Genomic DNA, 26,085 nt, shown 5'->3' with positions numbered 1-26,085 from the left:
GAAACGGCCACCCGATCGGGTGGCCGATTTACTTTCGGAAAGGAACGCTTACCTGCGATCTTTTCCACCGCCGCGACCGGGCCGGTCACCGCTTTCATCATCGTTGGCGTTGTTGCCGCGACCCGGGCTGTTGCCCTCGCCGCCATTGCCGTGGCCATTGTTGCCCTTGCCACCGCCTTTGCCTTTCCCGCCTTTGCCTTCGCCTTTGCCTTTCCCACCTTTACCTTCGCCTTTGCCTTTCCCACCATTACCTTCTCCACCGCCGGATTCTCCGCCACCGGACTCACCACCGCCGCCGGACTCACCACCGCCGCCACCGGACTCGCCACCGCTGCCGCCAGATTCACCACCGCCGCCGCCAGATTCACCACCGCCGCCGCCAGATTCACCACCGCCGCCGCCAGATTCACCACCGCCGCCGCCAGACTCGCCGCTGCCGGTTTCGCCTCCGCTACTGCCGGGCGCGCCACCGCCACCGGATGCACCACCAGCATCTGCAATCCCAGACCCACCGGGTTCAGAGCCACGGCTTTCGCCACGGTTTTCGGCTTGGCCAGACAAGCTTGCCGTCGGAAAATCCGTCAACAACGCGGCAAGCCCCGGGCATTGCGCTCCGGTAACACTCAACGTTGTCGTAAAGTCAGAACGCTTTTGAAGCCTGTCCAGAAAACTCGGGGTCACCTGCACACAATCGCACAACCCGGCATAGTCCCCGGCATTGGCAAGGTTTCGTGCCGTTTTCCAGTTGCAGGTTTCCGGTGCGGCAACAGCACTGCCAACCATCACCATTCCAAAAACAGGAACAGCAATAGCTGCACCCAATATTTGCTTCGTACTCTTTACCATAACAGATCCTCCTGGCGAAAAAACACACAAAGGCGCTGAATTCTTCGCTCACGAACAGGCGCGTTTTCGTGAAGTTGGGGTTAAGATATCTTGAGGATCAGCCCGACCATCGCGCCGGATGATCTCGGTCCCTTACCCTAACGCTCTCTTTCTCAAAGATATGGACACCGCCCCTGCAAAACAGTTATTGAACAAGTGTTCATATTCTCGGGAGGAGTTCACCATGCACCTGTCCACCACTGCCGCCCTCGTGACCGGCGGCGCGTCCGGTCTGGGCGAAGCCACGGCCCGCCACTTCACCTCGAAAGGCGCGCAGGTCACCATTTTGGATCGTGATGCGGACCGCGGCGCAAAGGTTGCCGCCGAGATCGGCGGGCATTTCGTGCAGACCGATGTGACTGACGAGCAGTCGGTGGCCGCCGCCATACGCCATGGCATGGACAAGATGGGCAAGATCACCGCGACCGTGAATTGCGCAGGCATCGCCTACGGCATCAAGACGGTCGGCAAGGACGGCCCTCATCCTCTGGACGCGTTCCAGCGCACCATCGACATCAATCTGATCGGCACCTTCAACGTTTCCCGGCTGGCCGCCGCCGAGATGGCAAAGAACGAACCCGAACCAGACGGCGCACGCGGCGTGATCATCAACACCGCTTCCATCGCCGCTTTTGACGGGCAAAAAGGTCAGGCGGCCTACGCGGCCTCCAAAGGCGGGGTTGTTGGCATGACGCTGCCAATGGCTCGCGATCTGGCCTCGAGCGGAATTCGGGTCATGACCATCGCGCCGGGCATTTTCATGACCCCGATGCTGGCGGGCCTGCCAGAAGAAGTGCAACAACAGCTGGCAGCCGACGTCCCGAATCCGGCCCGTCTGGGCGATCCGAAAGAATACGGACGACTGGCCGGTTTCATTGTCGAGATGGGATACCTAAATGGAGAAGTCATCCGCATCGACGGTGCCCTGCGCATGCGTTAAACCTGACCTATGTCGGAACGTGAAAAAATGCAGTCAGGACAGTGGTATTGCTGTCTGGACCCGGAACTGGACGCCCTGCGCGCACGGGCAAGACGTGCCGTTCACGCTCACAACACCTGCCCGCCAGACATGCGCGGAGAGATGGCGCCAGAGCTGCACGCTTTGCTGGGCGGTGTAGGCGAGGCATGTTTTCTCGAGGCCCCATTTCACTGCGCCTACGGGATGAACATCCATCTGGGCAACCGGGTGTATTTCAATGCCGGTTGCGTTGTTTTGGACACGGCCCCAGTGCGGGTCGGAGACGACACGATGTTCGGCCCCAATGTCCAGATCTACTGCGCCCATCACGCCAAAGACCCCGCTGAACGGGCACAAGGCCTGGAAATCGGAATGCCGGTCATAATCGGCAGGCAAGTCTGGGTCGGCGGAGGCGCGACCTTGTTGCCCGGGATCACCATCGGCGACAATGTCACAATCGGCGCGGGCAGCGTTGTTACCAGGGACGTCGCAGCCGGAGAGACCGTGGTAGGAAATCCAGCCAAACGACTGACACCCTAAGCGCTTTCCGCTTTTTCCTCTAACGTCAACCACTCCTCCTCAGCGGCAGAGAGTTTCTCCTGCCGCTCAACCAGCGCCTCGCTGGCTTTATGGAATTTCACCGGCTCGCGGGTGAACAACTCAGGATCGGACATCAACTCTTCAAGCTTGGCGATTTCAGCCTCTAGGCGCGCGATCTCGGCAGGCAGTTTTTCCAACCGGTGCTTTTCCGAGAAGGACAGGCCTGGTTTCTGCTTCGTGTCCTGCTTGACCTTTAGCTTTGATGCCTTTGCTTTTTCTTCCTTTTTCTCGACCACATCGCCACGCTGCGCGATGTAATCTGACCAGCCGCCTGCATAGACGGTGGCGCGTCCGTTTCCTTCCATCGCAATCGTGGTTGTAGCCACCCGGTCCAGAAAATCTCTGTCATGGCTGACCAGCAGAACCGTGCCGTCATAATTGTCCAAAAGCTCCTGCAACAGATCCAGCGTCTCGACATCCAGATCGTTGGTCGGTTCGTCCAGAACCAGAAGGTTCGAGGATTTCGCCATCAACTTGGCCAGCAGCAACCGCGCCTTTTCCCCACCAGACAAGGACTTAACGGCCGCTCTTGCCTGCTGCTCGTCAAACAGGAATTCCTTGAGATATCCCACCACATGCTTTGGCTGCCCACCGACCATCACCTGATCAGCCTTGCCCGAGACCCGCATCTCGGGGTCCCCAGTCAGGCTGTCCCACAGGCTCATTTCAGGGTCCAGTTGAGCGCGGGTCTGGTCGAACACCGCGACCTCAAGATTGGTACCCAACGACACCAAGCCTTCGTCCGGGTCCACTTGCCCCAGCAGCATTTTCAGCAACGTCGTCTTGCCAACCCCGTTCGGCCCCACAAAGGCCACACGGTCACCGCGCTGCACCAGCAGATCAAAGTTCCGGACGATCTGCGTGTCGCCATACCCCTTGGCCAATCCTCTGGCCTCGATCACCTTTCGGCCCGATTTCGGCCCCGCCTCAAGCGTCATCGCAGCCGAGCCCTGCCGTTTGATCTGCGCTGACTTTTCGGCCCGCAGCGCCTGCAACGCCCGTACCCGACCCTGGTTACGTTTGCGTCGTGCGCTGATGCCCTCAACTGCCCATTTCGCCTCAGACTTGATCAGACGGTTCAGCTTGTGGCGTTGCTGGTCCTCTTCTTCCCAAATCTTGTCCCGCCAGGTTTCGAAAGCTTCAAAGCCCTGTTCCTGCCGTCGGACAGCCCCCCGATCAACCCAGAGGGTCGCCCGCGTCAGCGCCCGCAAAAACGCGCGGTCATGCGAGATCAGCACAAAAGCCGCGCGGGTTGACCCAAGTTCGCGCTCCAGCCACGCAATAGCTTCGATATCCAGATGGTTGGTGGGTTCGTCCAGCAACATCAGATCCGGTGCTTCGGCCATCAGCTTGGCCAGTGCCGCCCGCCGACGCTCTCCACCCGAGGCGGTTTCAATTGCGCGTGAAGGGTCAAATTTCAGCCCCTCACCTGCCCGTTCTACCTTGTAAAGTTCGCCGGGCTCCAACCCGCTGGAGGCATAGTCCCCCAGCGTGGCAAACCCTTCCATCGTTGGGTCTTGCTCCATATAGCCAACGGATTTTCCCGGTGGGACAACGATCTCACCGTGGTCGGCCTCGACCAGCCCGGCAATCACCTTCATGAGGGTGGACTTACCCGAGCCATTTCGCCCAACCAGGGCCACGCGATCACCGGGCTGTACCACCAGATCAAGTTCGGAAAAAACCGGATCACCCCCGAAAGTCAGGGAAATGCCGGACATCTGCAACAAAGGAATTCTCGCCATGCCCGCCAGCTAAACCGGCAGTCACACTGCGTCAACGCCTGTGCTTCACCTTTTCAAAAATACTCAATCTACCCGGCCACTGCCCGCAGCAAACGTTTTCGTGCCGGGGGAATCGATCCGATTTCAAGCCCGGTGAACACATGCAGTGTGTTCATATGACGGTCCACCACTGCATGATCGCTGACCCAACCGCCCATCATCAGATAGGTTCGCAGCAAAGGCGGCATCCGCAACATCGCCTTTTTCGCATCCGGTCTGCGCCGCAAACGCGCGGCAAAGCGGAAAACATCCGGCGCCTTCACTCGTGGCAACCATCGTTTCGGGGCCAGATGGCGATGTTTGAGCATCGCGAATGCATCCAGATACTGCTCGGTCTCGGTTCCAGCGAAAGAGGAACACCCAAACAGCATCTCGACGTTGTTCTGGTCCACATAAGCCGCCATTGCCCCCCATGCGACGCGCAGGATATCCGGGTCGCTTAAATCCGGGTGAACGCAAAACCGGCCGATCTCGACCATACGGCCACCGAAACCCTCCATCGAGCTCAGGTCGTAGAACTGTGCGGAATAACTGCGTCCGATTTCGCGACCATGGTCCATCGTCAGCATCCGAAAGCAACAGACTACCTGTCCGGCAGACCGCATATCCTCAACCAGGATATGGCTGCATTGCATATCGAAATCGTCGCTGTCCGGTTGCCGGATGCCAAAAGCAAATGTCCGCAGGGCCTGTGCGGCCCTGATGTCCTCAGCCGATTGCGCCAGTCGGGCGCGGTAGCGCCCTTTGCTCAACAAAACTGTCGTCGCCACGGTCGCATCCTCCACGGTTGCCGACCCATTGTTGTCGTCATGGCCTCGGTAGCACATTACATGTGACTGTCTTATGACCAACAAATGGCGGAGGACCGAATTAATTGGCGCCTGGAATATTGGCCGGGTTGAAGTTGCCGATATTGCCAAGCAGCTGACGCAGGAAGCCTTTATCCTGAACGTTGGAATCGGTCACGCGGCGTTCCAGGGGAACCACGATGCCGTCTTCCAGACCGAAGCGTTCTATGTTTCGGACAACACCGCGCTGGTCAAAACTGATGGCAACCAGCTCTCGGGATACCACCTCGGGTCGTTTCGGGCCGTAGTGGCGCACACGCGAACGGACATAGTAGTAACCCGATTCCTGCACGACACCCGATGCGCCTGGCGCACCGATGGCCTCTTCAACGCTGTCGCGCGTGTCGACGCCGACTTTGATTTCCGCCAATTCCTCAGCCGGAGGCACATAGCCGTGATTCTTAAAGATGGGCGTACAAGCCCCGGCCACAGCCAGACAGACAATAAACACAAGCGATTTCGTCGCTGGTTTCAACCGGTTCACTACCTTCAACATGCTCACCCTCTTGCCTTGGCCTCTTGCGGCTTCTATCCGATTACAGAAACCACAGCCACGGTTCAACACATAGAAAGGCTCACAAATGAGCAACATTACATCACTTCGGGTGGCTGACCTGCCCCAGAACGCCCCGACACCCTTTGATCTGCGCCCCGCATCCGCCGCTCTGGACGGGATCAGACAGGACCTGGGGCTGCTGGGTCTGCGCAAACTCAGCTTTTCAGGCGAGGTTCGCGCTCAGGGCAAGCGTGACTGGGTTCTGAACGGCAAACTTGGCGCAACCGTCATCCAGCCTTGTGTTGTCACGCTCGAACCGGTCACGACCCGGATCGACACGCCAGTTCATCGCACATTTCTGGCGGATTGGACTGATCCTGACGAACCGGAGTTCGAAATTCCGGAAGATGACGAATCCGAACCTCTGGGTCCTGAAATAGACCCTGCATTGGTTATGGTCGAGGCTCTGTCACTTGCACTGCCGCAATATCCCCGAAAAGATGATGCCGAGTTGAGTCAGGCAGACTACACCGAGCCCGGAAAACAGGCGTTGACGGACGAAGATGTCAAACCCTTTGCCGGATTGGCAGGATTGCGCGACGCACTCAAAAAAGACGAGTGACAGAGGGCTGAATTCCTGTCATAGCAGACGGTCAGAAAAATCGCTTGAACATGACGAGAATCGCAGTATCTTCGCGCGCTCATCGGAATTTTGGGTTGGACATTGCTGGGCTGGTCCCCTAAACGCGCGTCAAACCACGATAAACGAAATATGAAACCCCGGTCGGCGGCGAATCTGCTGACCCTTAGTAGACAAAGGTTGAGACCATGGCCGTCCAACAGAACAAAGTTTCCAAGTCGCGTCGCAACAACCGCCGCGCACACGACGCTCTGGTTGCTGCAAACCCGAACGAATGCCCGAATTGCGGCGAGCTGAAGCGCCCACATCACGTTTGCGCATCCTGCGGCCACTACGATGATCGCGAAGTCGTCGCTCAGGCCGACGAAATCGATCTGGACGAAGACGCAGCCTAAGCCTGATCGAGCGCAGAACCAGGCATGACTGAACAGCCCACGCACGCCGGACGGATCACCATTTCGGTCGACGCTATGGGTGGGGACGCAGGTCCCGCTGTGGTTGTTGCCGGTCTTGCGAAATCGGCCGACAAGAACCCGGAAATCAGGTTCTTGCTGCACGGACCCGAACAGGCTTTGCGCAAGTTAGTCGCCAAACGGCGTGTCCTTGAAGGGCGCGTCGTTTTTCGTGATTGCCCCGACGTGGTCACGATGGAGGATAAACCTAGTCAGGTCGTGCGCAACGGCAAGCAGACCTCGATGTGGTCTACGCTGGAAGCAGTGCGCCAGAACGAAGCCCATGGTGCGGTTTCGTGTGGCAACACCGGCGCACTGATGGCCCTGTCGATGATGCGCCTGCGTAAATTGCCCGGCGTAAACCGGCCGGCTATTGCGATACTGTGGCCTTCGCGCAACCCGCAGGGGTTCAATGTGATGCTGGACGTCGGCGCAGACGTGCGCGCCGACGCCAAGGATTTGCTGCAATACGCCCTGATGGGCGCGTCGTACGCACGCAACGGCATGGCCTTGAGCCGCCCCCGGATCGGGTTGCTGAATGTCGGCACAGAAGAGCACAAAGGGCGCGCCGAGCTTAAAGAAGCACATTCGATGATTTCGGAATTCGCAGAGCAGGCGAATTTCGACTTTGTGGGTTTCGTTGAAGGCAGCGACATTCCCGGTGACAAGGCGGATGTCATTGTAACCGATGGCTTTACCGGCAACGTCGCGATCAAAACCGGCGAAGGTACAGCCAGCCTGATCGGCGACCTGCTGCGTCAGGCCTTCAAGTACTCTCCCCTGTCCCGATTGGCTTCGATTTTAGCTATCACATCGCTGAACCGCTTGAAGAAGCGGATCGACCCGCGACGCGTGAATGGTGGCGTGTTTCTGGGGCTGAACGGCACCGTGGTAAAATCCCATGGCGGAGCTGATGCGACAGGCGTGTCAGCCGCAGTCAAACTGGCCTTCACTTTGGCGCAATCCGGCTTTGCCGAAAAATTGGCCGCACGGGTTGCATCCACTGCCCAGCTTGCACAAGATGCCGCGCAAACAGCGCCGCAGACAGATAAATAACAAAAAAGGCAGTACCCTAAAATGGCAGGCCGTTCAGTTGTAGTTGGTGTCGGGCATTATTTGCCGCAGCGCGTTGTTCCCAATTCCGAGTTTGAAAATACCCTGGACACAACCGACGAATGGATCAAAACCCGCTCGGGGATCGAACGTCGCCATTTTGCTGCCGAAGACGAGACGACATCCGATCTGGCCACCAAAGCCGCCGAAGCCGCATTGGCTGATGCAGGTCTGACAGCGGATGATATTGATGCGATCGTCTTGGCGACTTCGACAGCGGACCTGACCTTTCCTTCTGCTGCCACCATGGTTCAGGCTCGTTTGGGCATGACCCAGGGCTTTGCTTTTGATGTACAGGCGGTTTGTGCAGGATTCGTTTTTGCCCTGTCCAACGCAAATGCATTGATCGTTTCGGGTCAGGCTAAGCGGGTACTGGTGATCGGGGCTGAGACCTTCTCGCGGATCATGGACTGGACCGATCGATCCACCTGCGTGCTGTTTGGCGACGGTGCTGGTGCTGTGGTTCTGGAAGCGCAGGATGGCAACGGCACCGCCGAAGATCGCGGTATTCTGGCGACCGATCTGAATTCGGACGGGCGCTATAAGGACCTGCTGTATGTCGACGGTGGCGTTTCGACCCAATCCACCGGGCATCTGCGCATGCAGGGCAATCAGGTTTTCCGCCATGCCGTTGAAAAACTTACAAAAACGGCGGAAACCGCTTTGGATCGTGCGGGGCTGAGCAATTCGGACGTGGATTGGATCGTACCGCATCAGGCCAATATCCGCATCATTCAGGGCACCGCCAAGAAAATGGGCCTGCCGATGGAGAACGTCGTGGTGACTGTACAGGATCACGGCAACACGTCGGCCGCATCGATTCCTCTGGCCTTGTCGGTTGGTAAAGAACGCGGGCAGATCAAGCCAGGTGATCTGATCGTGACCGAAGCCATTGGCGGCGGGTTGGCCTGGGGCGCGGTCGTTCTGCGGTGGTAACCGGCGCAAACCGGCTTACACACCCGCCCGCAATTCATTGATATTGACAGCGAATTTGCCATACCCATATGCTTCAACAGAAACAGGGGAAATGGTATGGGCGACAAAACACTGACTCGAATGGATCTGAGCGAAGCCGTCTTTCGTGAAGTTGGGCTTTCTCGAAATGAAAGCGCACAGCTGGTTGAAAGCGTTCTGAACCATATGTCCGACGCATTGGTGCGCGGCGAACAGGTGAAGATTTCATCCTTCGGTACGTTCAGCGTTCGCGATAAGACCGCTCGTGTTGGTCGCAATCCCAAAACCGGCGAAGAAGTTCCCATTCAGCCGCGCCGCGTGCTGACCTTCCGCCCGTCGCATCTGATGAAAGATCGCGTCGCCGCCGGGAATCGCAAGTAAACCCGAGGTCACGCGGATATGAGCAAGTCTCCCGACGCGTTTCGAACAATCAGCGAGGTTGCTGATTGGCTTGGCGTTCAGGCCCATGTCCTACGATTCTGGGAAAGCCGGTTCACTCAGGTCAAGCCGGTAAAGCGCGCTGGCGGGCGCCGGTATTATCGCCCCAACGACATGCGTCTGTTGGGGGGTATCAAAAAGCTGCTCCACGAAGACGGAATCACGATCAAGGGCGTTCAGCGTATTCTGCGGGAGCAGGGCGTCGCACATGTTGCGTCGCTTTCGCCACCTTTGGACGAACCGGGCCCTGCTCTAATTGAGCCCGTTCAGGACAGCGTCGTACAATTTGAGCAGAAACCCACCGTAAAGACCGAGCAGATTCATATGGATCTGGTCGATCCGGCACCGCAGCCCGCAAATGGAGGTGCGGCGGTCCCCACAGCCCCTGGTGCCGCATCAAACCAGGGATCACAACGTGAACCCGAACTGGATGCTGCCCCTTTGCTGGGTGGAATCGCTTCGCTGGCGTGGAAGCAAACAGACTTTGACGATGATCTGCTGCGCCGCATAGCGCCGATTGCAAAAGACCTGCGCCGCTGGCTGGACCGTGTCGAAACACAGGCGACGGGTTAGGAAAAAAAGGCATTGTTTTCCTCTTGCCCCTGCCGGGAAAATCTTTATGAACACCCCAACGTCGGGCTATGGCGCAGCCTGGTAGCGCGTCCGTCTGGGGGACGGAAGGTCGCAGGTTCGAGTCCTGCTAGCCCGACCAAATCACACCGACGTTTATGGCACACAGGCCAGATCCCACTCTGGCACCAGAGGGGATCGAGATGACAGGTGTATGCCCGAACCAACATCTAGAAGCGATGATCGAGCGCGGTGAGATCTCCGCCAGCCCAAAGGTGCTGCCTGCGCAAATCCAACCGGCCAGCCTTGATTTACGTTTAGGGACAGTAGCTTACCGCGTACGCGCCTCGTTCTTGGCGGGTGAAGGCCGGACCGTCATAGATCGGTTGACCGAGTTCGAGATGCACCGCATCGATATCTCGGATGGTGCGGTTCTGGAAAAGGGGTGTGTCTATCTTGTGCCGTTGATGGAATCGCTGGCCCTGCCCGGAGACATGAGCGCCGTGGCCAATGCCAAAAGCTCGACCGGGCGGCTGGACCTGCTGACGCGCACCATCACTGACGGCGGAACAGAATTTGATCGGGTACCTGCGGGCTACGCGGGTCCGCTCTATGCCGAAATATGTCCGCGCTCATTCTCAGTTCTGGTTCGCCCTGGAATGCGGTTGAACCAGATTCGGTTCCGTCGGGGTCAGGCTGTTCTGTCGGATGCCGAACTGACAGCCCTGCATGCAGAGTCCCCGCTGGTGGATGGCCCCGCTGTGATTCAGGACGGTCTGGGCTTTTCCGTCGATTTGCAATTGCCCAATACCGATCTCGTCGGTTACCGCGCCAAGCCCCACACCGGTGTGATCGATCTGGATCGAATCGGTGAATACGACCCACAGGATTACTGGGAGGAGGTGCGCACCAAAGATGGCTGCATCATCCTTGACCCCGGTGCGTTCTATATCCTTGTCAGCCGCGAGGCGGTGCATATTCCACCAATGTATGCTGCAGAAATGGCGCCCTATCTGGCGATGGTTGGTGAGTTTCGGGTGCACTATGCCGGCTTTTTCGATCCCGGCTTTGGTCATGCCGAAGCAGGAGGTGCCGGATCGCGCGGCGTTCTTGAAGTTCGCTGCCACGAAGCGCCTTTCGTGCTGGAGCACGGGCAGGTTGTCGGGCGACTGGTCTATGAAAAAATGGCTGAGATGCCGACGCAATTGTACGGTGCAGGCATTGCGTCAAACTATCAGGGTCAGGGCCTGAAGCTGTCGAAGCACTTCAAGGCTGTAGGTTAACACTTAGAACTTCATGAACCGGCGCATTTGCCGGGTCACACGCTGCGCCTGCCGCAGGTTCTGCGCATGGCGCGGTGCTGCAGGCCGATTCGACCCTTTCGACGGGTCCGAGCTATCGCCCTTGCGACTGGCCATATCGATGCCTTTGTTGACGCCTTTATTGACCAGGCGACGCATGACCTGACGCACGATCATGTCGATGATCCGGTTCGCATTCATTGCTCAACTCCGTCTTCTCACGCATTAAGATAGGCGTTCTATACGGCAACAAAAGGGCTGTTCGATCACTCTTCCTCGAACAGTTCGGTCTGGTCTTCATCGCCCTCGTCCTCTCGCCCTTCACCCAATGGAATGGCACCGGGTGGAGGCCGATTTTCCAGCAATCCTGCGGCCCGCAGCTCTTTTAGCCCAGGCAAGTCACGGGCATTCTCCAGGCCAAAATGATCTAGAAATTCGGGCGTCACCACAAACGTTACCGGACGACCGGGTGTCATGCGGCGACGGCCCAGTCTGATCCACTCCATCTCCAGCAACTGATCGATTGTTCCGCGCGAAACGGACACACCCCGGATTTCCTCGATCTCGGCCCGCGTGCAGGGCTGATGATAGGCAACGATGGCCAATGTCTCGATAGCCGCCCGGCTGAGCTTGCGGGTTTCAACCGTTTCTTTTTGCATCAGAAAGCCCAGATCGGGGGCCGTTCGAATGGCCCAACCGTCGCCCACGCGCCCAACACGTACGCCACGGCCTTCATAACGTTTCTGAAGCAACTCAACGGCCTGCGCTGCGTCACTGCCATGCGGCATCCGCGCTTCCAGGTCAGCGATTGTAACTGGTTCGGCGCTGGCGAACAGTACAGCTTCGACCATCCGCTCCTGTTCCGCCAGAGGTGGAGCCTCGAACAGCATACCGGTCTCTTCGGGGGCGTCAGTCACGTGTTTCGGTCCTCTTACGCAAATGGATCGGGGCGAATGTCTCGCTCTGTTTCATCTCCATATGTCCTTCTTTCACCAGCTCCAACGAGGCCGCAAAGGTCGCCGCTGTTGCCGACCTGCGCCGAACCGGGTCGGCATCCCAGCCGTCAGGCAGATAGGTCTCCATATCGGTCCACGTCCCGGCAAACCCGATCAGTGGTCGCATCCGTTCCAGTGCTTGCTCCATGGTGAACACCGCATCGCGATCCATCACGAACGGACGGAACTCATCCCGGGTGCGAATGCGGGCATAGCCCTGCATCAGATCCAGCAGCGTGGCTGAATAGGTGACCGTGCGGATACGCGTGATATCCTCGCCCTGCCCGCGTTTGAAGAAATCACGCCCCAACTGATCACGCGCCATCAGTCGAGCGGCCGCGTCACGCATGGCCTGCAAGCGTTCCAACTGAAACGCCAGATGCGCAGCCAGCTCTTCACCCGATGGGCCCTCGTCATCCGGATCGGGCGGCAACAGCAAGCGGGATTTGAGAAAGGCCAGCCAAGCGGCCATGACGAGATAGTCGGCGGCCAGTTCTATCCGCAGCGCACGGGCCTTTTCCACAAAGGCCAGGTATTGCTGCGACAGCGCCAGAACCGAGATTTTCCGCAGATCAACCTTCTGTGTGCGCGACAGCATCAGAAGAACGTCCAACGGGCCTTCGAACCCATCGACGTCAACGATCAGTGCTTCGGCCGCAAGACGATCCGCGACCGAGACAGGGTCTTCGCTAAAGAGGTTATCGTTCATATACCTGCCCGCCCATTAGGGCAGATAGTTCCGCCTCGGCGGCAGGGATGTCAAGTTCCTGCGGAGGTTTGCGCATCGCCAGCGCCCGTTCTGCGCGGGCTTGTGCCACATCCGACATTTCTCCGGCAGTTTCCATCACCTCGGCGCGTTCTGCAAAACTACCATTGCAGTGCAGAACAACGTCGCAGCCAGCCTGCAATGACTGCCGAGACAGATCCATCAGCGAACCACTGAGGGCCTTCATCGAGATGTCGTCGGTCATGATCAGACCGTCAAAGCCAATCTTGTCGCGGATCAAATCCATCATAATGGCTGAGATCGTAGCAGGCTGCGGGTCAATCTGGTCATAGACCAGATGCGCGGTCATCCCCATTGGCAGGTCGTTCAGAGCGCGAAACGGTGCGAAGTCGCTGCTTTCCAGTACATCCAAGGACAAGTCGACAAGTGGCAGATCGTAATGACTGTCCATCGTCGCGCGCCCATGGCCCGGGATGTGTTTGAGAACTGGCAGAACGCCGCCATCCAGATGACCTTTCGCCACCGCCCTTCCGATCCCGGAAATTCGTTCAGGGTCAGTGGCGTAGCAGCGGTTCTTCAGGAAAGCGTGCGTCCCTTGCTGCGCCACGTCAACCATCGGAGCACAGTTGCTGTCGATGCCCAGAGAAAACAGTTCATCGGCAATCAGGCGGTACCTCAAGTACATGGCGCGCTCTGCCTGCTCACCGGCATTGGTCACATGATCCATCGGTGGTTGCCATTCACGGGCCAACGGCGCGCGCAGGCGTTGCACGCGTCCCCCCTCCTGATCGATGGTAATCGGGCAATTGCGCCCGACGGCCTCGCGGAAATCATCACACAACGCGCGGACCTGATCGGTACTTTCGACGTTGCGAGCGAACAGGATGAACCCGAACGGGTTCATCTGGCGAAACAGGTCCCTTTCCTGCCGCGTCAGGCGCAGCCCTTCAGCGTCGGTGATCGCGGCACCAAATTTCACCTGACGGCCACCGGGATGCAATCAGCACCTTGTGCAACCAATGCGGCACAGAACTGGCGAGAGTCGCTCAAGTCTTCGAAGCCCAGAACACGCAAGCGATAGAACGTTCGGCCACCGCTTGAAGTTTTCTGTATAACACGTTGTTTGTCATACATATATTCACTGAACCTTCCGTTCAAGCGATCCCATTCCGCTTGTGCAACCTGGGTACTATCAAAGGCCCCAAGCTGAGCCAGACGCGTGCCCTTGGCCAATGAACCCGGATCAACATCTAGCCCGGCCGCCGCTTTCACGGCTGCATTAATTGCATCTTCTGATGTCTCACTGGGCGAGACCTGACTGCGTGTCGCACGCGCCGGGCGCGTCAACGGCCGCAAGGATCGACGTACCCCCGGCAAGGCGGCAATGGTCTGATCCGGCAAGGCCGCCGCAAAATCGGCGGGGTCGATTGCAGGTTCGTCCTCGGGCGTGGCCAAAGACGCCACCTGTACACCGTCTTCAAACTCCTGCTGCGTTTTGGCCGCCTCACCCGCCAGTTCCGCTACCAGCGCGTCCACCGCATTCTGGCGCAGTCGCGCAGCTTCCTGGGTCGAGATCGGCTCTTCCACCACATGCAAAGCCGGGGTTGGCTTCAGATCAGCGGCGGGCACATCTTCATCTGTCAGAGAGACAGGCCGTGGCGCAAGGATCAGGCGATCAGCCGGGGCGGCTGCACTGCCTTCGGCGGCGACGGCATTGACGGCAAGACCCTGATGATCGGCAGGTGTTCCGCCCGGGTTTTCCGGCTGCACCCGCATCGGCCCTTCGGCTGCGCGCACAACCGGCACGCCGCTGACATCCCGCATAACAAGCTTGTAACCCCAGACTCCAACACCAGCGACCAACGCCAGCGATGCGACTGCACCTAGAAAATTGACAGCCCGGCCCAGTCCAAAAGCACCGCGCGGCGCGTCATAGTCCTGCATATCCTCGGGATAGTCATACGCATCCTCAGAATGCGCTTGATTCGGGTAATGAATCTGCTCGGGGCTTTGCTGCCCCGAGTAATCGTAACTCGCCATGTCCGCCTCACTGCCCGTTTTGCGCCTGAAAAAAGGCGCGCGGGTCATTTCTTGCCTACCTCGTACCGGCGGTTCGGGCGATATTTGTTATCGCATCTCCTGCGCCGGGGTAACGCCAAGAATACCCAAGCCCGCTGAAATCACAACAGAAACGGCACGGGCCAATGCGATTTTTGACTGGCTTGTGGCAACATCGCCATCCTGAATGAAACGCAACTGGGTTTCTTCATTTCCCTTGTTCCACAGAGCGTGAAAATCCCCAGCAATTTCATATAGATAGAAGGCAACGCGGTGCGGTTCGTTGGTCCGGGCTGCAATCTCGATCAGACGTGGCCATTCCGCCAGTTTCTTGGCGACGGTCAGTTCCGAAGCATGGTCGATCTTACCCAAATCCACCCCGGAGAGAGTCGTATCATCTGCAACAATTCCAGCCTCGGCAGCACGGCGCAGAACGCTCATAACGCGGGCATGGGCATATTGCACATAGAACACGGGGTTCTCGCGGCTCTGCTCGAGCACCTTGTCGAAATCGAAATCCAATGACGCGTCGTTCTTGCGGGTCAGCATGACAAACCGGGTCACGTCCGGCCCAACCCGATCGACCACATCGCGCAGGGTGACAAAGTTCCCTGCCCGCTTGGACATCTTGAACGGCTCACCATTCTTCCACAGCTTCACCAGCTGCGTCAGCTTGATATCCAGCGATACTTTGCCATCAGACAGGGCCGACACAGCCGCCTTCATCCGCTTGACGTAACCGCCATGATCCGCCCCAAACACGTCGATCAGCGCGTCAAAGCCACGGCTCACCTTGTCATAGTGATACGCGATATCGGGGGCGAAATATGTCCAGCTGCCGTCCGATTTCTTGACCGGACGGTCCACGTCATCACCATGCTCGGTCGATTTGAACAAGGTTTGCTCGCGCGGCTCCCAATCCTCGGGCTTTTTGCCCTTTGGTGGCTCAAGCACGCCCTCGTAGATCAGGCCCTTGTCAGTCAGAGACTTCAACGCAGCCTCGATCCGGCCCGTGCCATAGAGCGATTTTTCCGAGAAGAAAACGTCCATCTCCACGCCCAGCGCCTTCAGGTCAGCGCGGATCAGGTCCATCATTGCATCGGTGGAGAAACTGCGCAGATCTTCCAGCCAGTCGCTTTCGGGTTTGTCGATCAGGCTGTCGCCGTATTTTTCTTTCAGCGCCTCACCAATCGGGATCAGGTAGTCCCCGGGATAGAGCCCCTCGGCGATCTCGGGACTCAGCCCGTTGGCCTCGCGGTACCTCTCATAGGCCGAGCGCGCCAGCACATCCACCTGCGCGCCGCCATCGTTGATGTAGTATTCTCGGGTCACCTCATGGCCCGAGTAAGCCAGCAGGCTCGCCAGGGCATCGCCAAACACTGCGCCCCGCGTATGGCCCACGTGCAGCGGACCGGTCGGGTTGGCCGAGACGTATTCGACATTGACCTTCTGGCCATGACCTATGGACGACCGGCCATAATCGGTGCCCTTTTCCAGCACCGCTGCCAGAACACTCTGCCAGACCGACGCCGCGAGTCTCAGGTTCAAAAAACCCGGTCCAGCCACTTCGGCACTGGTGATCCGCGCATCCGCCGACAGTTTCCCGGCCAGCACATCCGCAATATCGCGCGGCTTCATCTTGGCCGGTTTTGCCAACACCATTGCCGCATTGGTCGCCATGTCCCCATGCGCCGCATCGCGTGGGGGTTCAACCGCCACGTTGTCAAAGCTCAGCCCCTCGGGCAGCGCACCTTCGGACTGCATCTGTGCCAGCGCGTTCAGTACCAGGCTGCGGATCTCGGAAAACAGGTTCATTTCGGATGTCCTTTTGCTTGCCCGGCGGTTTACCACGCAAAGCGGCAAGGTCAATGGACGCCTAATGTTTAAGCTTGGTTTAGCGGTAAAGGTCGCTAATCTCGGCCCGAACTCAGCCACCGGAGACCCTTATGCACCGCGCCTTGTCTTTTGCCCTACTTCTGGCCACCGCCGTTCCCGCCCTGGCCGAGCTGCCCCAACCGCAAGGCCATGTGCTGCTGACCCTTGGGGGTGATGTCAGCGAAACCAATCTGCCCACACGGGACGAGAACGACGGCGGTTTGCTGGGCTATCTGGAAGTCACACATGACGGCGCAGCCGGATTTGATGCGGCCATGCTGGATGCGCTGGAGCAGTTTGAGATCAAAATTCCCTACGGCCTACCGGACAATCAACGAGACTATGCGTTCTCAGGTCCTCTCCTTTCCGAGGTCATGATCATGGCCGGAGCTGAAGGGAAAAAGGCCCTGCCCATGGCACTGGATGGATATCAGGCCGAAATCGAGTGGGACAGCATCGCAACAAACAAACCCATTGTAGCCACGCACGCAGATGGCGCCCCGTTGGGGATCGGCGGGTACGGCCCCACGATGATCGTGTTCCCGCCTACCGATGATGCCGACCAATCCGCAAAACAGGCAGGTCAGCAAGTCTGGGCCATTGCCTATATCGCTGTTGAGTGATCAACCGGTCAGCCGCTCATGATCCTGCAGGGCAAAGCGGTCGGTCATACCTGCGATATAGTCCGATACAATACGTGCCAATGCCGTCTCGTCTCTGGCTGCTTCAATGTCATCGTGCCAGCGTGCCGGCATTTGCCTGGGGTCGTTGAGATAGATCGGAAATAGGTCTTCCACTATCTTTGCGACCTCCGCCCGAACTTTCATCACGCTGGGCGCACGATACATCCGGGTAAACAGAAACGCCCGGATTTCGCGAAGCTGCACCCAAACCCCATCAGAGAACTGAATAACAGGATGTCCCAGATGGCGGATGTCCTCGACCGACTGCGCCCCCGAGCTCTCGATCAAGTCACGGGACGTGTTGATGACGTCTGACACCATCACACCGAACACCCGCCGTAACGCCTCGTGACGCCTGCGATAGTCATCCAGCGCTGGGTAATTCGAATCTACCTCAGCATAACAAGCCCCAACGATTGGCAGGACTCGCAAATCATCATCTGCGAACAACCCTGCGCGCAGACCGTCCAGAAGATCGTGGTTGTTGTAGGCAATATCGTCAGACAGCGCTGCAACTTGCGCTTCCGCGCTGGCATGGGTGTGCAATTCCAGATCGAAACCCTGATTGCACTCGGCCAGCGCCCAGGGCAGATCACCTTTGACCGGACCATTGTGCTTTGCGATACCCTCCAGACATTCCCAGGTCAGGTTGCAGCCATCGAATTCAGCATAGTGGCGTTCTAACTTTGTGACGATCCGAATGGCCTGTGCGTTGTGGTCAAAACCACCATAAGGCGCCATCAACGCGTGCAAGGCGTCCTCACCGGTATGACCGAAAGGCGTATGCCCCAGATCATGGGCCAGAGCCACTGCCTCGGTCAGTTCAGGGTTCAGCCCCAGTGCACCGGCGATGGTCCGCGCCACTTGCGCTACCTCAATGGAATGAGTCAGGCGGGTGCGGTAGCTATCACCCTCATGTTCCACGAACACTTGCGTCTTGTGCTTGAGCCGCCGAAAGGCGCTGGCATGAATGATCCTGTCCCGGTCACGCTGAAAACATGATCGGAAACTACTCTCTTCCTCCGATACCAACCGCCCTCTTGCGCGGTCTGGATCCGAGGCAAAACCCGCTCTATCCAAAGGTCTTGTCCTTGTCGCCTGTGCTTGCGCTTTCTATATTGTATGGCGTAAGGGAAGGAAACCTTTGGAGACTGGCATGAATCTGCCCCCAACAGTCACGGAACGTGCCTTTGAACGTCTTGCCGAAATCGGCGCGGCGGATCAGGGTCAGGCCTTGCGCGTCGCAGTAGAAGGTGGCGGGTGTTCCGGGTTTCAGTACGAAATCGCGCTGGATTCCCCGAAAGAAGACGATCTGGTGCTGGAAGGCAAAGGCCAAAAAGTGATCGTGGACGCGATCTCATTGCCTTTCCTGGAAAATGCAGTGATTGACTTTACGCAGGAACTGATCGGCGCTCGATTTGTAATCGAAAACCCGAACGCCACCTCATCTTGTGGCTGCGGCACTTCGTTTTCGATGTAAACGCCATTGGGGGCTTTGCCCCCAAACCCCCAAGGTATTTTTTGCCCGATGAAACAGGGATCCACTCTCCGACGCATGAGCCGTAGAGCTTCACCTGGCGCGGTCATCGGCGCCTCCGCCTGTACCGCTCTTGGACTTTCGGAAAACTTAGTTAAAAATCCGTTTCTTCATCTGGCCCAAAATACCTCGGAGCGCGAGGCAGAGCCTCGCAAACCCGTTCTCCGACTTGCCGCTGGGCGCGATCTGCGCGATAGGTGACCTGAGGGTTTCGGAGGATCGCGCATGAAAATCGCCACGTTCAACATCAATGGTATCAAGGCGCGGGCCGAAGCCCTGCCCCGTTGGTTGGATGAAGCGCAACCGGACGTGGTTTTGTTGCAAGAGATCAAGTCGATCGACGAGAATTTCCCCCGCGAGTTGTTCGAAGAGCGCGGATATAACGTGGAAACTCACGGGCAAAAAAGCTTCAACGGCGTTGCAATCCTATCAAAGCTGCCCCTCGAGGACGTGTCACGCGGCCTTCCCGGCGATGACGAGGATGAACAGGCCCGCTGGATCGAAGCCACCGTCGTTGGCGAAAAGGCCGTACGGATTTGTGGATTGTATTTACCGAACGGCAACCCGGTGCCTGGTCCTAAATACGACTACAAGCTGGCTTGGATGGAACGGCTTTACGACCGTGCCCGGGACCTGTTGGCTTCCGAGGAGCCCGCTTTGATGGCGGGTGACTACAACATAATCCCTCAGGCCGAGGACGCGAAACGCCCCGATGCATGGCGCGAAGACGCATTGTTCCGCCCTGAGAGCCGCGCTGCATATCGCAAGATTTTGAACCTTGGCTTTACCGAAGCGTTCCGAGCCACCACCCAGGGCGCTGAACACTATTCATTCTGGGACTATCAGGCCGGGGCCTGGAACCGGAACGACGGTATTCGGATCGATCATTTCTTGCTGACGCCACAGGCGGCGGATCTTATGCGAGATTGCCGGATCGATGCCGTCGTGCGCGGGCACGAAAAACCTTCGGATCACGTGCCTGTTTGGGTGGATCTGGATCTTTGATTTATCAGGCTGTCACATCGTGGCTGTAGATCCACTCGAATCGGCGTGACAATTGCCCTCCTGCGACCATCAGGGCGCATTGGGCTGCTAACCGAGCAGGTCCTCGTAAATGAAAGTTGTGCGCATTGGCGCCAGCGGCAGCGACCACCTGTTGCGCCCTTGGTCGACGGGTCGTTTCATATGCTGCAAGCGCGCTGGTGACACCGGATTGATCGTCAAACGAACGCACAAGCGCCCAAGCGTCCTCGAGTGCCAGGCAGGCACCTTGCGCCATGAACGGCAGGGTCGGATGCGCCGCATCGCCCAGCAAAACAAGGCGGCCGTTTTGCCAACTTTGCGCGACGGGACGTAAAAACAGGGCCCACAGTTTCACCTCGGCGACCTTTGACAAGATGTCACGCACCGGACCGCCAAAGCCTGCAAAACGTGCGCGCAGGTCGTCCGGATCACCTTTCAGTTTCCAGCCCTCTTCCCGCCAGTCCGAACGTTCCTCGACCGCTACGATGTTCATCATGCTCTGGTCGCGGAGTGGATAGGTCACCACATGCCGCCCGGGCCCCATGCTCAGGGATGCCGTGATTGCGTCGGGCCCCAGTTGCCATGGAATAGTGGCGCGCCAGGCGACCTGATGCGTGAACTCTGGTCTTTCAGGCCCGTTCAGCGTCGGACGAATAATGCTACGGCCACCATCAGCCGCAACAGCGCATTCTGTCCGTATCCGTTCGCCTGTTTCCAAAACGATTTCCGCCTCGTTCGGATGTTTCCGCAAAGCAGTAACCCTGGCACCCAAACGGATTGCCACACCGGCCTTCCGGGCTGCTTCGTGGAGAAGATTCAGCAGATCTGCACGGTGGAAGTAAAAGGTCGGCCCGGCAAGTGGTCCGGGCAACCGGCTGATCACGCGCCCTTTACGATAATCGCGTATCACCGTACCGTCGGATTTTTGACCGACAGATTGGCCCTCCACACCAAGAGCACGCAGTACACACATGCCGTTTTCGCTGATCTGCAATCCAGCGCCGACCTCGGTCAAAGCGGGGGCCTGTTCCAGCAACGTCACATCCGCGCCTCGCTGCCGCAACGCCAATGCAGAAGCCAGGCCTCCGATCCCGCCGCCAATTACGCAAAATTTCAACCCGTCGATTTTCATGACACCCGCTTAACGCAAAAACGCCGGAGCCACAGGCCCCGGCGTTCAGAATTTTCAGACGTCCCCGGCGCTCAATCGTCGCGGTGGACTTTTTCGCGACGCTCGTGACGCTCCTGCGCCTCCAACGTCATTGTCGCAATCGGACGGGCGTCCAGACGTTTCAGCGAGATCGGATCGCCTGTCTTTTCGCAATACCCGTATTCGCTTTCTTCAATCCGGCGCAGAGCCGAGTCGATTTTGGCAACCAGCTTGCGTTGGCGATCGCGGGTGCGCAGTTCCAGCGCTCGATCTGTTTCTTCGCTTGCGCGGTCTGCAACGTCCGGAATGTTGCGGGTGTTGTCCTGCAGCCCTTCGATCGTGTCGCGGCTGCCCGCCAAAAGTTCATTCTTCCAATCCAACAGCTTGCGGCGAAAGTATTCAAGCTGACGGTCGTTCATGAAAGGTTCATCTTCGGCCGGGCGATAATCCTCCGGCAGAAAAACTTCCTGCTTCATATTTGCTCCCTCGGTATGGCCAGAAACGTCGGACGTGGTAGTTTCACCTGACATTTGGCTCCCCCTTCTGCGCAGCGTTTAGCCGACGGGCGTAGGATTGTCACTACACAAACGTTCCATTCGCACGCCCTCGCGCCGTTTTGTCTAAATATGAGACAAACAACAGCAAAACCTTGTTTTTCTGTGAAATTTGACAGGCATTTTTGAGGCGATCAATAAATCACAAGTCCCCCTTCTGCGCTCGAATCAATCAAAAGGTCTTGGAGTTGTTACAAAATTCAACTTAACCGACGCAGGGACGCGGGTTGTCAAAATCGTTGCCCGTCTGTAACCCGGAAAACACAACTTGCCCACAGACCACAAAATATCACACGAGAGGCTCATGACCGCACGTTTTCAAGGCACTGCCGAATATGTCGCCACGGACGACCTGACCATTGCCGTGAACGCCGCTGTCACACTGGAACGCCCTTTATTGGTGAAGGGCGAACCTGGCACCGGTAAGACCGAGCTGGCCAAACAGGTGGCCGGTGCGCTGGGTCTGAGGATGATCGAATGGAACGTGAAATCCACGACCCGCGCCCAACAGGGTCTTTATGAATACGACGCGGTCAGCCGCCTGCGGGACAGCCAGTTGGGCGAAGAACGCGTCCATGAGGTGTCGAACTATATCCGCGAGGGTAAGTTGTGGCAGGCGTTTGATGCGGACGAAAAGGTCGTTCTGCTGATTGACGAAATCGACAAAGCAGATATCGAGTTTCCTAACGATCTCTTGCAGGAGCTCGACAAGATGGAGTTCCACGTTTACGAGACAGGTGACACGATCCGGGCCAAGAACCGCCCTATCGTCATCATCACCTCGAACAACGAGAAAGAACTGCCTGACGCCTTCCTGCGCCGGTGCTTTTTCCACTACATCCGATTCCCCGACGAGACCACGATGCGCCGGATCGTCGAAGTACATCACCCCGGCATCAAAGACGCGCTTCTGACCACGGCACTGACGCAGTTTTACGAAATCCGCGAGACCCAGGGGCTGAAGAAAAAGCCATCGACTTCCGAAGTTCTGGACTGGCTGAAACTGCTGCTGGCCGAAGATCTGACAGCCGAGGATCTCAAGCGTGACGGCGCCAGCGCGCTGCCGAAACTGCATGGCGCGTTGTTGAAGAACGAGCAGGATGTGCATTTGTTTGAGCGCCTGGCGTTCATGGCACGTGGCAAACGCTAGCCGGTGCGTGAGCTGTCGGGGATCATGGCTTGCCTTGGGTCTACCCGAATGTCAGCATCGGGCTATCTGACGAGACAAAGTTTCTACCCCACAGAACTGGATGCATCGCTTGGCAAACGCACTGACAGTCCGCACCCTGCGTGCCGAGGACAAAGACCAATGGGCCGACATGTGGCGGGACTATCTGGCGTTTTACGAAACCGCCCTGCCCGATGACATATACGAAACGACGTTTTCCAGATTGCTGGGCGACGACCCGCAGGATTTTTCCTGTTTTGTGGCGGTGCAGGATGGTGCACTGGTCGGTCTGACGCACTACCTGTTTCATCGCAATGCCTGGAAAGTGGAAAAGGTCTGTTATCTACAGGACCTGTTCGCGCGACCTGAAACACGTGGAACAGGCGTAGGCCGCGCGTTGATCCAGGCCGTTTATGATGAGGCAGATCGTCAGGGTGCTCCATCGGTCTATTGGCTGACGCAAGAGTTCAACCACACTGCGCGGCACTTGTATGATCGCATCGGCACGTTGACACCGTTCATCAAGTACGCCCGCTCATGATGCGATGGAGTGCCCTTTTTCTGGCGCTGGCCGTTGCTGGCTGCACTACGATTGAAACAATTGAGATCCCGGATCAGGTCAAGCCCATTGAAGTGGCCTTGCCACCCGCAAAATCATTTGCGACGGCGCGTCCATCACCGCCTGCGCGGTCCAACAAGAACATTGCTTCGGATTTCGTGTCCTTGCACTTCGAGCTGGAAAGCGGGGCTGGCCTGCCCGTCTTTACGCGATTTGAAACGCCGGTCACAGTCCGACTGACCGGATCACCAACCTCAAGCATGCAACAGGATCTGACCCGCCTGCTCACTCGCCTGAAGCGCGAGGCCGGCATCAACATCCGGCAGGTCAACGAAGGTCAGGCCAATATCACCATCGAAGCGGTCAGCCAGAAAGACATCCTGCGCATTCTGCCCAACGCGGCTTGTTTCGTTGTGCCTAACGCGTCCAGCCTGGAAGAGTATCGCCGTGACCGCCGTAAAATCAAAAGCAGCTGGACTGAGCTGCGCCAGCGCGAGCGGCTGGGAATATTCATCCCATACGATGTCAGCCCGCAGGAAATGCGCGATTGCCTGCATGAAGAACTGGCGCAAGCCCTGGGCCCGCTGAACGACCTCTACCATCTGCCGGATTCGGTGTTCAACGACGACAATATTCATACTGTTCTGACAGGGTTTGACATGCTGATCCTGCGCGCTGCCTATGCGCCCGAATTGCGCACCGGCATGACCCGCGAACAGGTCGCAGCCATCATCCCCGGCGTTCTCAGCCGCCTGAACCCGCGCGGAGACCGTCTGGCTGCACAACCTTCCACGCAGACACCCCGCGACTGGATCGACGCGATCCAGAAATCGTTGGGGCCCGGACCGGGTTCCCCCAGACAGATGCGCGCCGCCAAAAAAGCCGCACGCATCGGTCAGCAAATGGGATGGACGGATCATCGACGCGCCTATCCACATTACCTGTTGGGGCGCATGGAACAGTTCAGCGACCCGGCAGAAGCCGAGCGGCAATTCCAGATTGCCCAGCAGTTTCTCAAGGCCACGCCGGGTACCGAAGTTCATCAGGCCTATGTCACCACACAGACAGCCGCCTTTGCGCTTGCGCAGGATCAGGGACCACGCGTTCTGCCCGAGCTGGACCAAGCCATCGATGTGATGACCCGAGCTGAAAACGCTTCGTTGCTGGCCACGTTGCTGCTGCTGAAATCTGAAGCGCTGAAACAGGCGGGTCAAATGCAGCAGGCACGCGCCGTCAGGCTGGACAGCCTTGGATGGGCGCGATACGGGTTTGGTTCGGATCTGGTGGCCCAGTCCCTGACACAGGGCAGCACCCGCCGAACCCCGGAAAACACGAAAGACGGATGACAAATTTATGGTGGTAGTTCTGGGAATGGCGATACTGGGGGCAATCCTGGGCGCTCTGACTGCGAAAAAACGCAATGGCAACGGGGCCGACATGGCGCAATATGCCACCGGTTACGGGATCGCTTTTGCCTTGGTTGGGCTGGTCATCTCGTTGGTTCTGGTGCGACTGGTGGCCTGACACGATGTTCCTGCCCTTTTTCGAAAACCTCCGCAAAACAGGTATCCCGGTATCGCTCCGGGAATATCTGACTTTTCTGGAGGGTATGAAAAAGGGTTTGGCAACATATGATGTCGAGGCGTTCTACTACCTTGCCCGTGTTTCGATGGTGAAGGACGAACGCAATATCGACAAGTTCGACCGCGCCTTCGCCGCCAGTTTCGAAGGGCTGAACGAGATCAGTTTCGATCAGGTGTTGGAAGCTGTTGATATCCCCGGCGATTGGCTGGCCAAAATGGCCGAAAAACACCTCAGCGACGAAGAGAAAGCAGAAATCGAAGCCTTGGGAGGTTTCGACAAGCTGATGGAAACCCTGCGTGAACGTCTCAAGGACCAGCAAGGTCGCCATCAGGGGGGGAACAAGTGGATCGGCACGGCCGGCACCTCTCCGTTCGGGGCCTATGGATACAACCCCGAAGGGGTCCGCATCGGTCAGAAGGAAAGCCGCCACCAGCGCGCGGTCAAAGTCTGGGATAAACGGGAATTCAGGAATTTGGACGACACGGTTGAACTGGGCACGCGCAACATCAAGGTTGCTTTGAAACGCCTGCGCCGCTGGGCGCGCGAAGGCGCTGCCGAGGAACTGGATCTGGATGGCACCATACGCGCCACCGCCGAACATGGCTATCTGGATGTCAAAACCCGCCCCGAACGCCACAACGCAGTCAAGGTACTGCTGTTTCTGGATGTCGGCGGATCAATGGACCCGCATATCAAGGTGGTCGAGGAATTGTTCTCAGCCGCGCGAACCGAGTTCAAACATCTCGAATACTACTACTTTCACAATTGCCTCTATGAAGGTGTCTGGCGCGACAACCGCCGCCGGTGGGATCAGCAGACCCCGACCCACGAGGTTCTTCGCACCTATGGCAGTGACTATAAGTGCATCTTCGTCGGCGATGCCTCGATGAGCCCCTATGAGATCGCCTATCCCGGCGGCGCAAACGAGCATTGGAACGCAGAGGCCGGTCAGGTCTGGCTGCAACGCGCGAGGGATCAATGGGCATCGAACCTGTGGATCAACCCTGTGCCCGAGAAGTACTGGGAATACACCCATTCCATCGGCATGATCCGTGAAATCTTTGAAGAGCGCATGGTGCCAATGACTCTGGCCGGTCTGGAACAGGGCATGAGGGAACTGACTCGGTAGCCAA

Annotated in this window: 30 protein-coding genes and 1 tRNA gene; 18 read left to right on the top strand and 13 right to left on the bottom strand. The window is 57.9% G+C overall.

Going from position 1 to position 26,085, the window contains the following annotated elements; translation table 11 throughout:
• Positions 1 to 48: 48 nt before the first annotated feature.
• Positions 49 to 846, bottom strand: a complete 798-nt coding sequence (locus Q0816_RS03605; protein ID WP_298847769.1) for a hypothetical protein — start codon at positions 844 to 846, stop codon at positions 49 to 51.
• A gap of 223 nt (positions 847 to 1,069) precedes the next feature.
• On the opposite strand from Q0816_RS03605, the gene Q0816_RS03600 reads away from it, so the two are divergent.
• Together Q0816_RS03600 and Q0816_RS03595 are read left to right on the top strand one after the other, a co-directional pair.
• Positions 1,070 to 1,825 (top strand): 3-hydroxyacyl-CoA dehydrogenase, encoded by a 756-nt coding sequence (locus Q0816_RS03600; protein ID WP_298847767.1) that lies wholly within the window; start codon positions 1,070 to 1,072, stop codon positions 1,823 to 1,825.
• Between the two features lie 9 nt (positions 1,826 to 1,834).
• Positions 1,835 to 2,383 (top strand): sugar O-acetyltransferase, encoded by a 549-nt coding sequence (locus Q0816_RS03595; RefSeq protein ID WP_298847765.1) that lies wholly within the window; start codon positions 1,835 to 1,837, stop codon positions 2,381 to 2,383.
• Here the strand turns inward: Q0816_RS03595 and Q0816_RS03590 are convergent.
• The 3 genes from Q0816_RS03590 to Q0816_RS03580 all read right to left on the bottom strand — a co-directional run bounded on the left by Q0816_RS03590 (position 2,380) and on the right by Q0816_RS03580 (position 5,571).
• On the bottom strand, positions 2,380 to 4,188 hold the full coding sequence (locus tag Q0816_RS03590; RefSeq protein WP_298847764.1) for an ABC-F family ATP-binding cassette domain-containing protein: 1,809 nt from the start codon (positions 4,186 to 4,188) through the stop codon (positions 2,380 to 2,382). The two genes, Q0816_RS03595 and Q0816_RS03590, sit on opposite strands and share 4 nt — an antisense overlap.
• A 68-nt stretch (positions 4,189 to 4,256) precedes the next feature.
• Positions 4,257 to 4,997, bottom strand: coding sequence for a GNAT family N-acyltransferase (locus Q0816_RS03585; protein ID WP_298847762.1), 741 nt, complete (start codon positions 4,995 to 4,997; stop codon positions 4,257 to 4,259).
• A gap of 100 nt (positions 4,998 to 5,097) precedes the next feature.
• Positions 5,098 to 5,571, bottom strand: coding sequence for an outer membrane protein assembly factor BamE (locus Q0816_RS03580; protein WP_298847760.1), 474 nt, complete (start codon positions 5,569 to 5,571; stop codon positions 5,098 to 5,100).
• A gap of 85 nt (positions 5,572 to 5,656) precedes the next feature.
• Here Q0816_RS03580 and Q0816_RS03575 point away from each other — a divergent pair, with 85 nt between their 5' ends.
• The 8 genes from Q0816_RS03575 (at position 5,657) to Q0816_RS03540 (ending at position 11,021) form a co-directional block, all read left to right on the top strand.
• Positions 5,657 to 6,193, top strand: coding sequence for a DUF177 domain-containing protein (locus Q0816_RS03575; RefSeq protein WP_298847758.1), 537 nt, complete (start codon positions 5,657 to 5,659; stop codon positions 6,191 to 6,193).
• A 206-nt stretch (positions 6,194 to 6,399) separates the two neighbouring features.
• A complete protein-coding gene (gene rpmF / locus Q0816_RS03570) occupies positions 6,400 to 6,606 on the top strand; it encodes a 50S ribosomal protein L32 (RefSeq protein WP_008756996.1) in 207 nt (68 codons plus the stop codon).
• A gap of 24 nt (positions 6,607 to 6,630) precedes the next feature.
• Positions 6,631 to 7,719, top strand: coding sequence for a phosphate acyltransferase PlsX (plsX, locus tag Q0816_RS03565; RefSeq protein WP_298847756.1), 1,089 nt, complete (start codon positions 6,631 to 6,633; stop codon positions 7,717 to 7,719).
• A 21-nt stretch (positions 7,720 to 7,740) separates the two neighbouring features.
• The gene (locus Q0816_RS03560) at positions 7,741 to 8,712 is read left to right on the top strand and encodes a beta-ketoacyl-ACP synthase III (protein ID WP_298847754.1); all 972 of its coding nucleotides are present in this window, start codon (positions 7,741 to 7,743) and stop codon (positions 8,710 to 8,712) included.
• A gap of 96 nt (positions 8,713 to 8,808) precedes the next feature.
• On the top strand, positions 8,809 to 9,111 hold the full coding sequence (gene ihfA, locus Q0816_RS03555) for an integration host factor subunit alpha (RefSeq protein ID WP_152458234.1): 303 nt from the start codon (positions 8,809 to 8,811) through the stop codon (positions 9,109 to 9,111).
• Between the two features lie 18 nt (positions 9,112 to 9,129).
• Complete coding sequence (locus Q0816_RS03550; protein WP_298847748.1) at positions 9,130 to 9,741, top strand: MerR family transcriptional regulator; 612 nt, start codon at positions 9,130 to 9,132, stop codon at positions 9,739 to 9,741.
• A gap of 62 nt (positions 9,742 to 9,803) precedes the next feature.
• Positions 9,804 to 9,880, top strand: a tRNA-Pro gene (locus Q0816_RS03545).
• A 61-nt stretch (positions 9,881 to 9,941) separates the two neighbouring features.
• Positions 9,942 to 11,021 (top strand): 2'-deoxycytidine 5'-triphosphate deaminase, encoded by a 1,080-nt coding sequence (locus Q0816_RS03540; RefSeq protein ID WP_298847746.1) that lies wholly within the window; start codon positions 9,942 to 9,944, stop codon positions 11,019 to 11,021.
• Between the two features lie 3 nt (positions 11,022 to 11,024).
• On the opposite strand, the gene Q0816_RS03535 is transcribed toward Q0816_RS03540, so the two are convergent.
• From Q0816_RS03535 to argS, 6 genes are all read right to left on the bottom strand, one after another.
• The gene (locus Q0816_RS03535) at positions 11,025 to 11,240 is read right to left on the bottom strand and encodes a hypothetical protein (RefSeq protein WP_298847745.1); all 216 of its coding nucleotides are present in this window, start codon (positions 11,238 to 11,240) and stop codon (positions 11,025 to 11,027) included.
• 65 nt (positions 11,241 to 11,305) lie between these two features.
• Positions 11,306 to 11,956, bottom strand: coding sequence for an SMC-Scp complex subunit ScpB (scpB, locus tag Q0816_RS03530; RefSeq protein WP_298847743.1), 651 nt, complete (start codon positions 11,954 to 11,956; stop codon positions 11,306 to 11,308).
• The gene (locus Q0816_RS03525) at positions 11,949 to 12,743 is read right to left on the bottom strand and encodes a ScpA family protein (RefSeq protein ID WP_298847741.1); all 795 of its coding nucleotides are present in this window, start codon (positions 12,741 to 12,743) and stop codon (positions 11,949 to 11,951) included. The genes scpB and Q0816_RS03525 overlap by 8 nt, the downstream gene beginning before the upstream one ends.
• Entirely contained in the window at positions 12,733 to 13,740 is a 1,008-nt protein-coding gene (gene nagZ / locus Q0816_RS03520; RefSeq protein WP_298847740.1) for a beta-N-acetylhexosaminidase, read from the bottom strand. Before nagZ ends, Q0816_RS03525 begins: the two co-directional genes overlap by 11 nt.
• Positions 13,737 to 14,801: an SPOR domain-containing protein gene (locus Q0816_RS03515; protein ID WP_298847739.1), complete on the bottom strand. Its 1,065-nt coding sequence runs from the start codon at positions 14,799 to 14,801 to the stop codon at positions 13,737 to 13,739. Before Q0816_RS03515 ends, nagZ begins: the two co-directional genes overlap by 4 nt.
• 87 nt (positions 14,802 to 14,888) lie before the next feature.
• On the bottom strand, positions 14,889 to 16,634 hold the full coding sequence (argS, locus tag Q0816_RS03510; RefSeq protein WP_298847737.1) for an arginine--tRNA ligase: 1,746 nt from the start codon (positions 16,632 to 16,634) through the stop codon (positions 14,889 to 14,891).
• Positions 16,635 to 16,765: 131 nt separating this feature from the next.
• On the opposite strand from argS, the gene Q0816_RS03505 reads away from it, so the two are divergent.
• A complete protein-coding gene (locus Q0816_RS03505) occupies positions 16,766 to 17,317 on the top strand; it encodes a hypothetical protein (RefSeq protein ID WP_298847736.1) in 552 nt (183 codons plus the stop codon).
• Here the strand turns inward: Q0816_RS03505 and Q0816_RS03500 are convergent, their stop codons facing one another.
• Positions 17,318 to 18,457, bottom strand: coding sequence for a deoxyguanosinetriphosphate triphosphohydrolase (locus Q0816_RS03500; RefSeq protein ID WP_298847734.1), 1,140 nt, complete (start codon positions 18,455 to 18,457; stop codon positions 17,318 to 17,320).
• Between the two features lie 76 nt (positions 18,458 to 18,533).
• Here Q0816_RS03500 and Q0816_RS03495 point away from each other — a divergent pair, with 76 nt between their 5' ends.
• Complete coding sequence (locus tag Q0816_RS03495) at positions 18,534 to 18,857, top strand: iron-sulfur cluster assembly accessory protein (RefSeq protein WP_298847733.1); 324 nt, start codon at positions 18,534 to 18,536, stop codon at positions 18,855 to 18,857.
• Between the two features lie 282 nt (positions 18,858 to 19,139).
• Positions 19,140 to 19,919, top strand: coding sequence for an exodeoxyribonuclease III (gene xth / locus Q0816_RS03490; protein WP_298847732.1), 780 nt, complete (start codon positions 19,140 to 19,142; stop codon positions 19,917 to 19,919).
• Positions 19,920 to 19,923: 4 nt separating this feature from the next.
• Here xth and Q0816_RS03485 read toward each other — a convergent pair whose 3' ends face one another.
• Both Q0816_RS03485 and dksA read right to left on the bottom strand, forming a co-directional pair.
• On the bottom strand, positions 19,924 to 21,069 hold the full coding sequence (locus tag Q0816_RS03485; RefSeq protein WP_298847730.1) for an FAD-dependent oxidoreductase: 1,146 nt from the start codon (positions 21,067 to 21,069) through the stop codon (positions 19,924 to 19,926).
• 71 nt (positions 21,070 to 21,140) lie between these two features.
• A complete protein-coding gene (gene dksA / locus Q0816_RS03480) occupies positions 21,141 to 21,563 on the bottom strand; it encodes an RNA polymerase-binding protein DksA (protein ID WP_298848153.1) in 423 nt (140 codons plus the stop codon).
• A gap of 382 nt (positions 21,564 to 21,945) precedes the next feature.
• Here dksA and Q0816_RS03475 point away from each other — a divergent pair, with 382 nt between their 5' ends.
• The 5 genes from Q0816_RS03475 (at position 21,946) to Q0816_RS03455 (ending at position 26,081) form a co-directional block, all read left to right on the top strand.
• Entirely contained in the window at positions 21,946 to 22,791 is an 846-nt protein-coding gene (locus Q0816_RS03475) for a MoxR family ATPase (protein WP_298847728.1), read from the top strand.
• Positions 22,792 to 22,900: 109 nt separating this feature from the next.
• Positions 22,901 to 23,350 (top strand): GNAT family N-acetyltransferase, encoded by a 450-nt coding sequence (locus Q0816_RS03470; protein WP_298847727.1) that lies wholly within the window; start codon positions 22,901 to 22,903, stop codon positions 23,348 to 23,350.
• On the top strand, positions 23,347 to 24,714 hold the full coding sequence (locus Q0816_RS03465) for a DUF2927 domain-containing protein (protein WP_298847725.1): 1,368 nt from the start codon (positions 23,347 to 23,349) through the stop codon (positions 24,712 to 24,714). Before Q0816_RS03470 ends, Q0816_RS03465 begins: the two co-directional genes overlap by 4 nt.
• A 7-nt stretch (positions 24,715 to 24,721) precedes the next feature.
• Positions 24,722 to 24,892 carry a hypothetical protein gene (locus Q0816_RS03460; RefSeq protein ID WP_298847723.1) on the top strand — a complete coding sequence of 57 codons (171 nt, stop codon included), beginning with the start codon at positions 24,722 to 24,724 and terminating at the stop codon, positions 24,890 to 24,892.
• Positions 24,893 to 24,896: 4 nt separating this feature from the next.
• A complete protein-coding gene (locus Q0816_RS03455; RefSeq protein ID WP_298847722.1) occupies positions 24,897 to 26,081 on the top strand; it encodes a VWA domain-containing protein in 1,185 nt (394 codons plus the stop codon).
• Positions 26,082 to 26,085 lie beyond the last annotated feature (4 nt).

Source organism: uncultured Ruegeria sp. (assembly GCF_947497005.1).
In the GTDB taxonomy this organism is placed as follows: Bacteria; Pseudomonadota; Alphaproteobacteria; order Rhodobacterales; family Rhodobacteraceae; genus Ruegeria.
Note: the sequence above shows the minus strand (reverse complement) of the source record. Positions and strands in the feature narration are given on the sequence as shown.

What these genes read in the sequence shown, in the direction of transcription:
- Q0816_RS03605 (WP_298847769.1), bottom strand. Translation starts at nt 846, where the DNA reads ATGGTAAAGAGTACGAAGCAAATATTGGGTGCAGCTATTGCTGTTCCT.
- Q0816_RS03600 (WP_298847767.1), top strand. Translation starts at nt 1,070, where the DNA reads ATGCACCTGTCCACCACTGCCGCCCTCGTGACCGGCGGCGCGTCCGGT.
- Q0816_RS03595 (WP_298847765.1), top strand. Translation starts at nt 1,835, where the DNA reads ATGTCGGAACGTGAAAAAATGCAGTCAGGACAGTGGTATTGCTGTCTG.
- Q0816_RS03590 (WP_298847764.1), bottom strand. Translation starts at nt 4,188, where the DNA reads ATGGCGAGAATTCCTTTGTTGCAGATGTCCGGCATTTCCCTGACTTTC.
- Q0816_RS03580 (WP_298847760.1), bottom strand. Translation starts at nt 5,571, where the DNA reads ATGTTGAAGGTAGTGAACCGGTTGAAACCAGCGACGAAATCGCTTGTG.
- Q0816_RS03575 (WP_298847758.1), top strand. Translation starts at nt 5,657, where the DNA reads ATGAGCAACATTACATCACTTCGGGTGGCTGACCTGCCCCAGAACGCC.
- rpmF (WP_008756996.1), top strand. Translation starts at nt 6,400, where the DNA reads ATGGCCGTCCAACAGAACAAAGTTTCCAAGTCGCGTCGCAACAACCGC.
- plsX (WP_298847756.1), top strand. Translation starts at nt 6,631, where the DNA reads ATGACTGAACAGCCCACGCACGCCGGACGGATCACCATTTCGGTCGAC.
- Q0816_RS03560 (WP_298847754.1), top strand. Translation starts at nt 7,741, where the DNA reads ATGGCAGGCCGTTCAGTTGTAGTTGGTGTCGGGCATTATTTGCCGCAG.
- ihfA (WP_152458234.1), top strand. Translation starts at nt 8,809, where the DNA reads ATGGGCGACAAAACACTGACTCGAATGGATCTGAGCGAAGCCGTCTTT.
- Q0816_RS03550 (WP_298847748.1), top strand. Translation starts at nt 9,130, where the DNA reads ATGAGCAAGTCTCCCGACGCGTTTCGAACAATCAGCGAGGTTGCTGAT.
- Q0816_RS03540 (WP_298847746.1), top strand. Translation starts at nt 9,942, where the DNA reads ATGACAGGTGTATGCCCGAACCAACATCTAGAAGCGATGATCGAGCGC.
- Q0816_RS03535 (WP_298847745.1), bottom strand. Translation starts at nt 11,240, where the DNA reads ATGAATGCGAACCGGATCATCGACATGATCGTGCGTCAGGTCATGCGT.
- Q0816_RS03525 (WP_298847741.1), bottom strand. Translation starts at nt 12,743, where the DNA reads ATGAACGATAACCTCTTTAGCGAAGACCCTGTCTCGGTCGCGGATCGT.
- Q0816_RS03515 (WP_298847739.1), bottom strand. Translation starts at nt 14,801, where the DNA reads ATGGCGAGTTACGATTACTCGGGGCAGCAAAGCCCCGAGCAGATTCAT.
- argS (WP_298847737.1), bottom strand. Translation starts at nt 16,634, where the DNA reads ATGAACCTGTTTTCCGAGATCCGCAGCCTGGTACTGAACGCGCTGGCA.
- Q0816_RS03505 (WP_298847736.1), top strand. Translation starts at nt 16,766, where the DNA reads ATGCACCGCGCCTTGTCTTTTGCCCTACTTCTGGCCACCGCCGTTCCC.
- Q0816_RS03495 (WP_298847733.1), top strand. Translation starts at nt 18,534, where the DNA reads ATGAATCTGCCCCCAACAGTCACGGAACGTGCCTTTGAACGTCTTGCC.
- xth (WP_298847732.1), top strand. Translation starts at nt 19,140, where the DNA reads ATGAAAATCGCCACGTTCAACATCAATGGTATCAAGGCGCGGGCCGAA.
- Q0816_RS03485 (WP_298847730.1), bottom strand. Translation starts at nt 21,069, where the DNA reads ATGAAAATCGACGGGTTGAAATTTTGCGTAATTGGCGGCGGGATCGGA.
- dksA (WP_298848153.1), bottom strand. Translation starts at nt 21,563, where the DNA reads ATGAAGCAGGAAGTTTTTCTGCCGGAGGATTATCGCCCGGCCGAAGAT.
- Q0816_RS03475 (WP_298847728.1), top strand. Translation starts at nt 21,946, where the DNA reads ATGACCGCACGTTTTCAAGGCACTGCCGAATATGTCGCCACGGACGAC.
- Q0816_RS03465 (WP_298847725.1), top strand. Translation starts at nt 23,347, where the DNA reads ATGATGCGATGGAGTGCCCTTTTTCTGGCGCTGGCCGTTGCTGGCTGC.
- Q0816_RS03460 (WP_298847723.1), top strand. Translation starts at nt 24,722, where the DNA reads ATGGTGGTAGTTCTGGGAATGGCGATACTGGGGGCAATCCTGGGCGCT.
- Q0816_RS03455 (WP_298847722.1), top strand. Translation starts at nt 24,897, where the DNA reads ATGTTCCTGCCCTTTTTCGAAAACCTCCGCAAAACAGGTATCCCGGTA.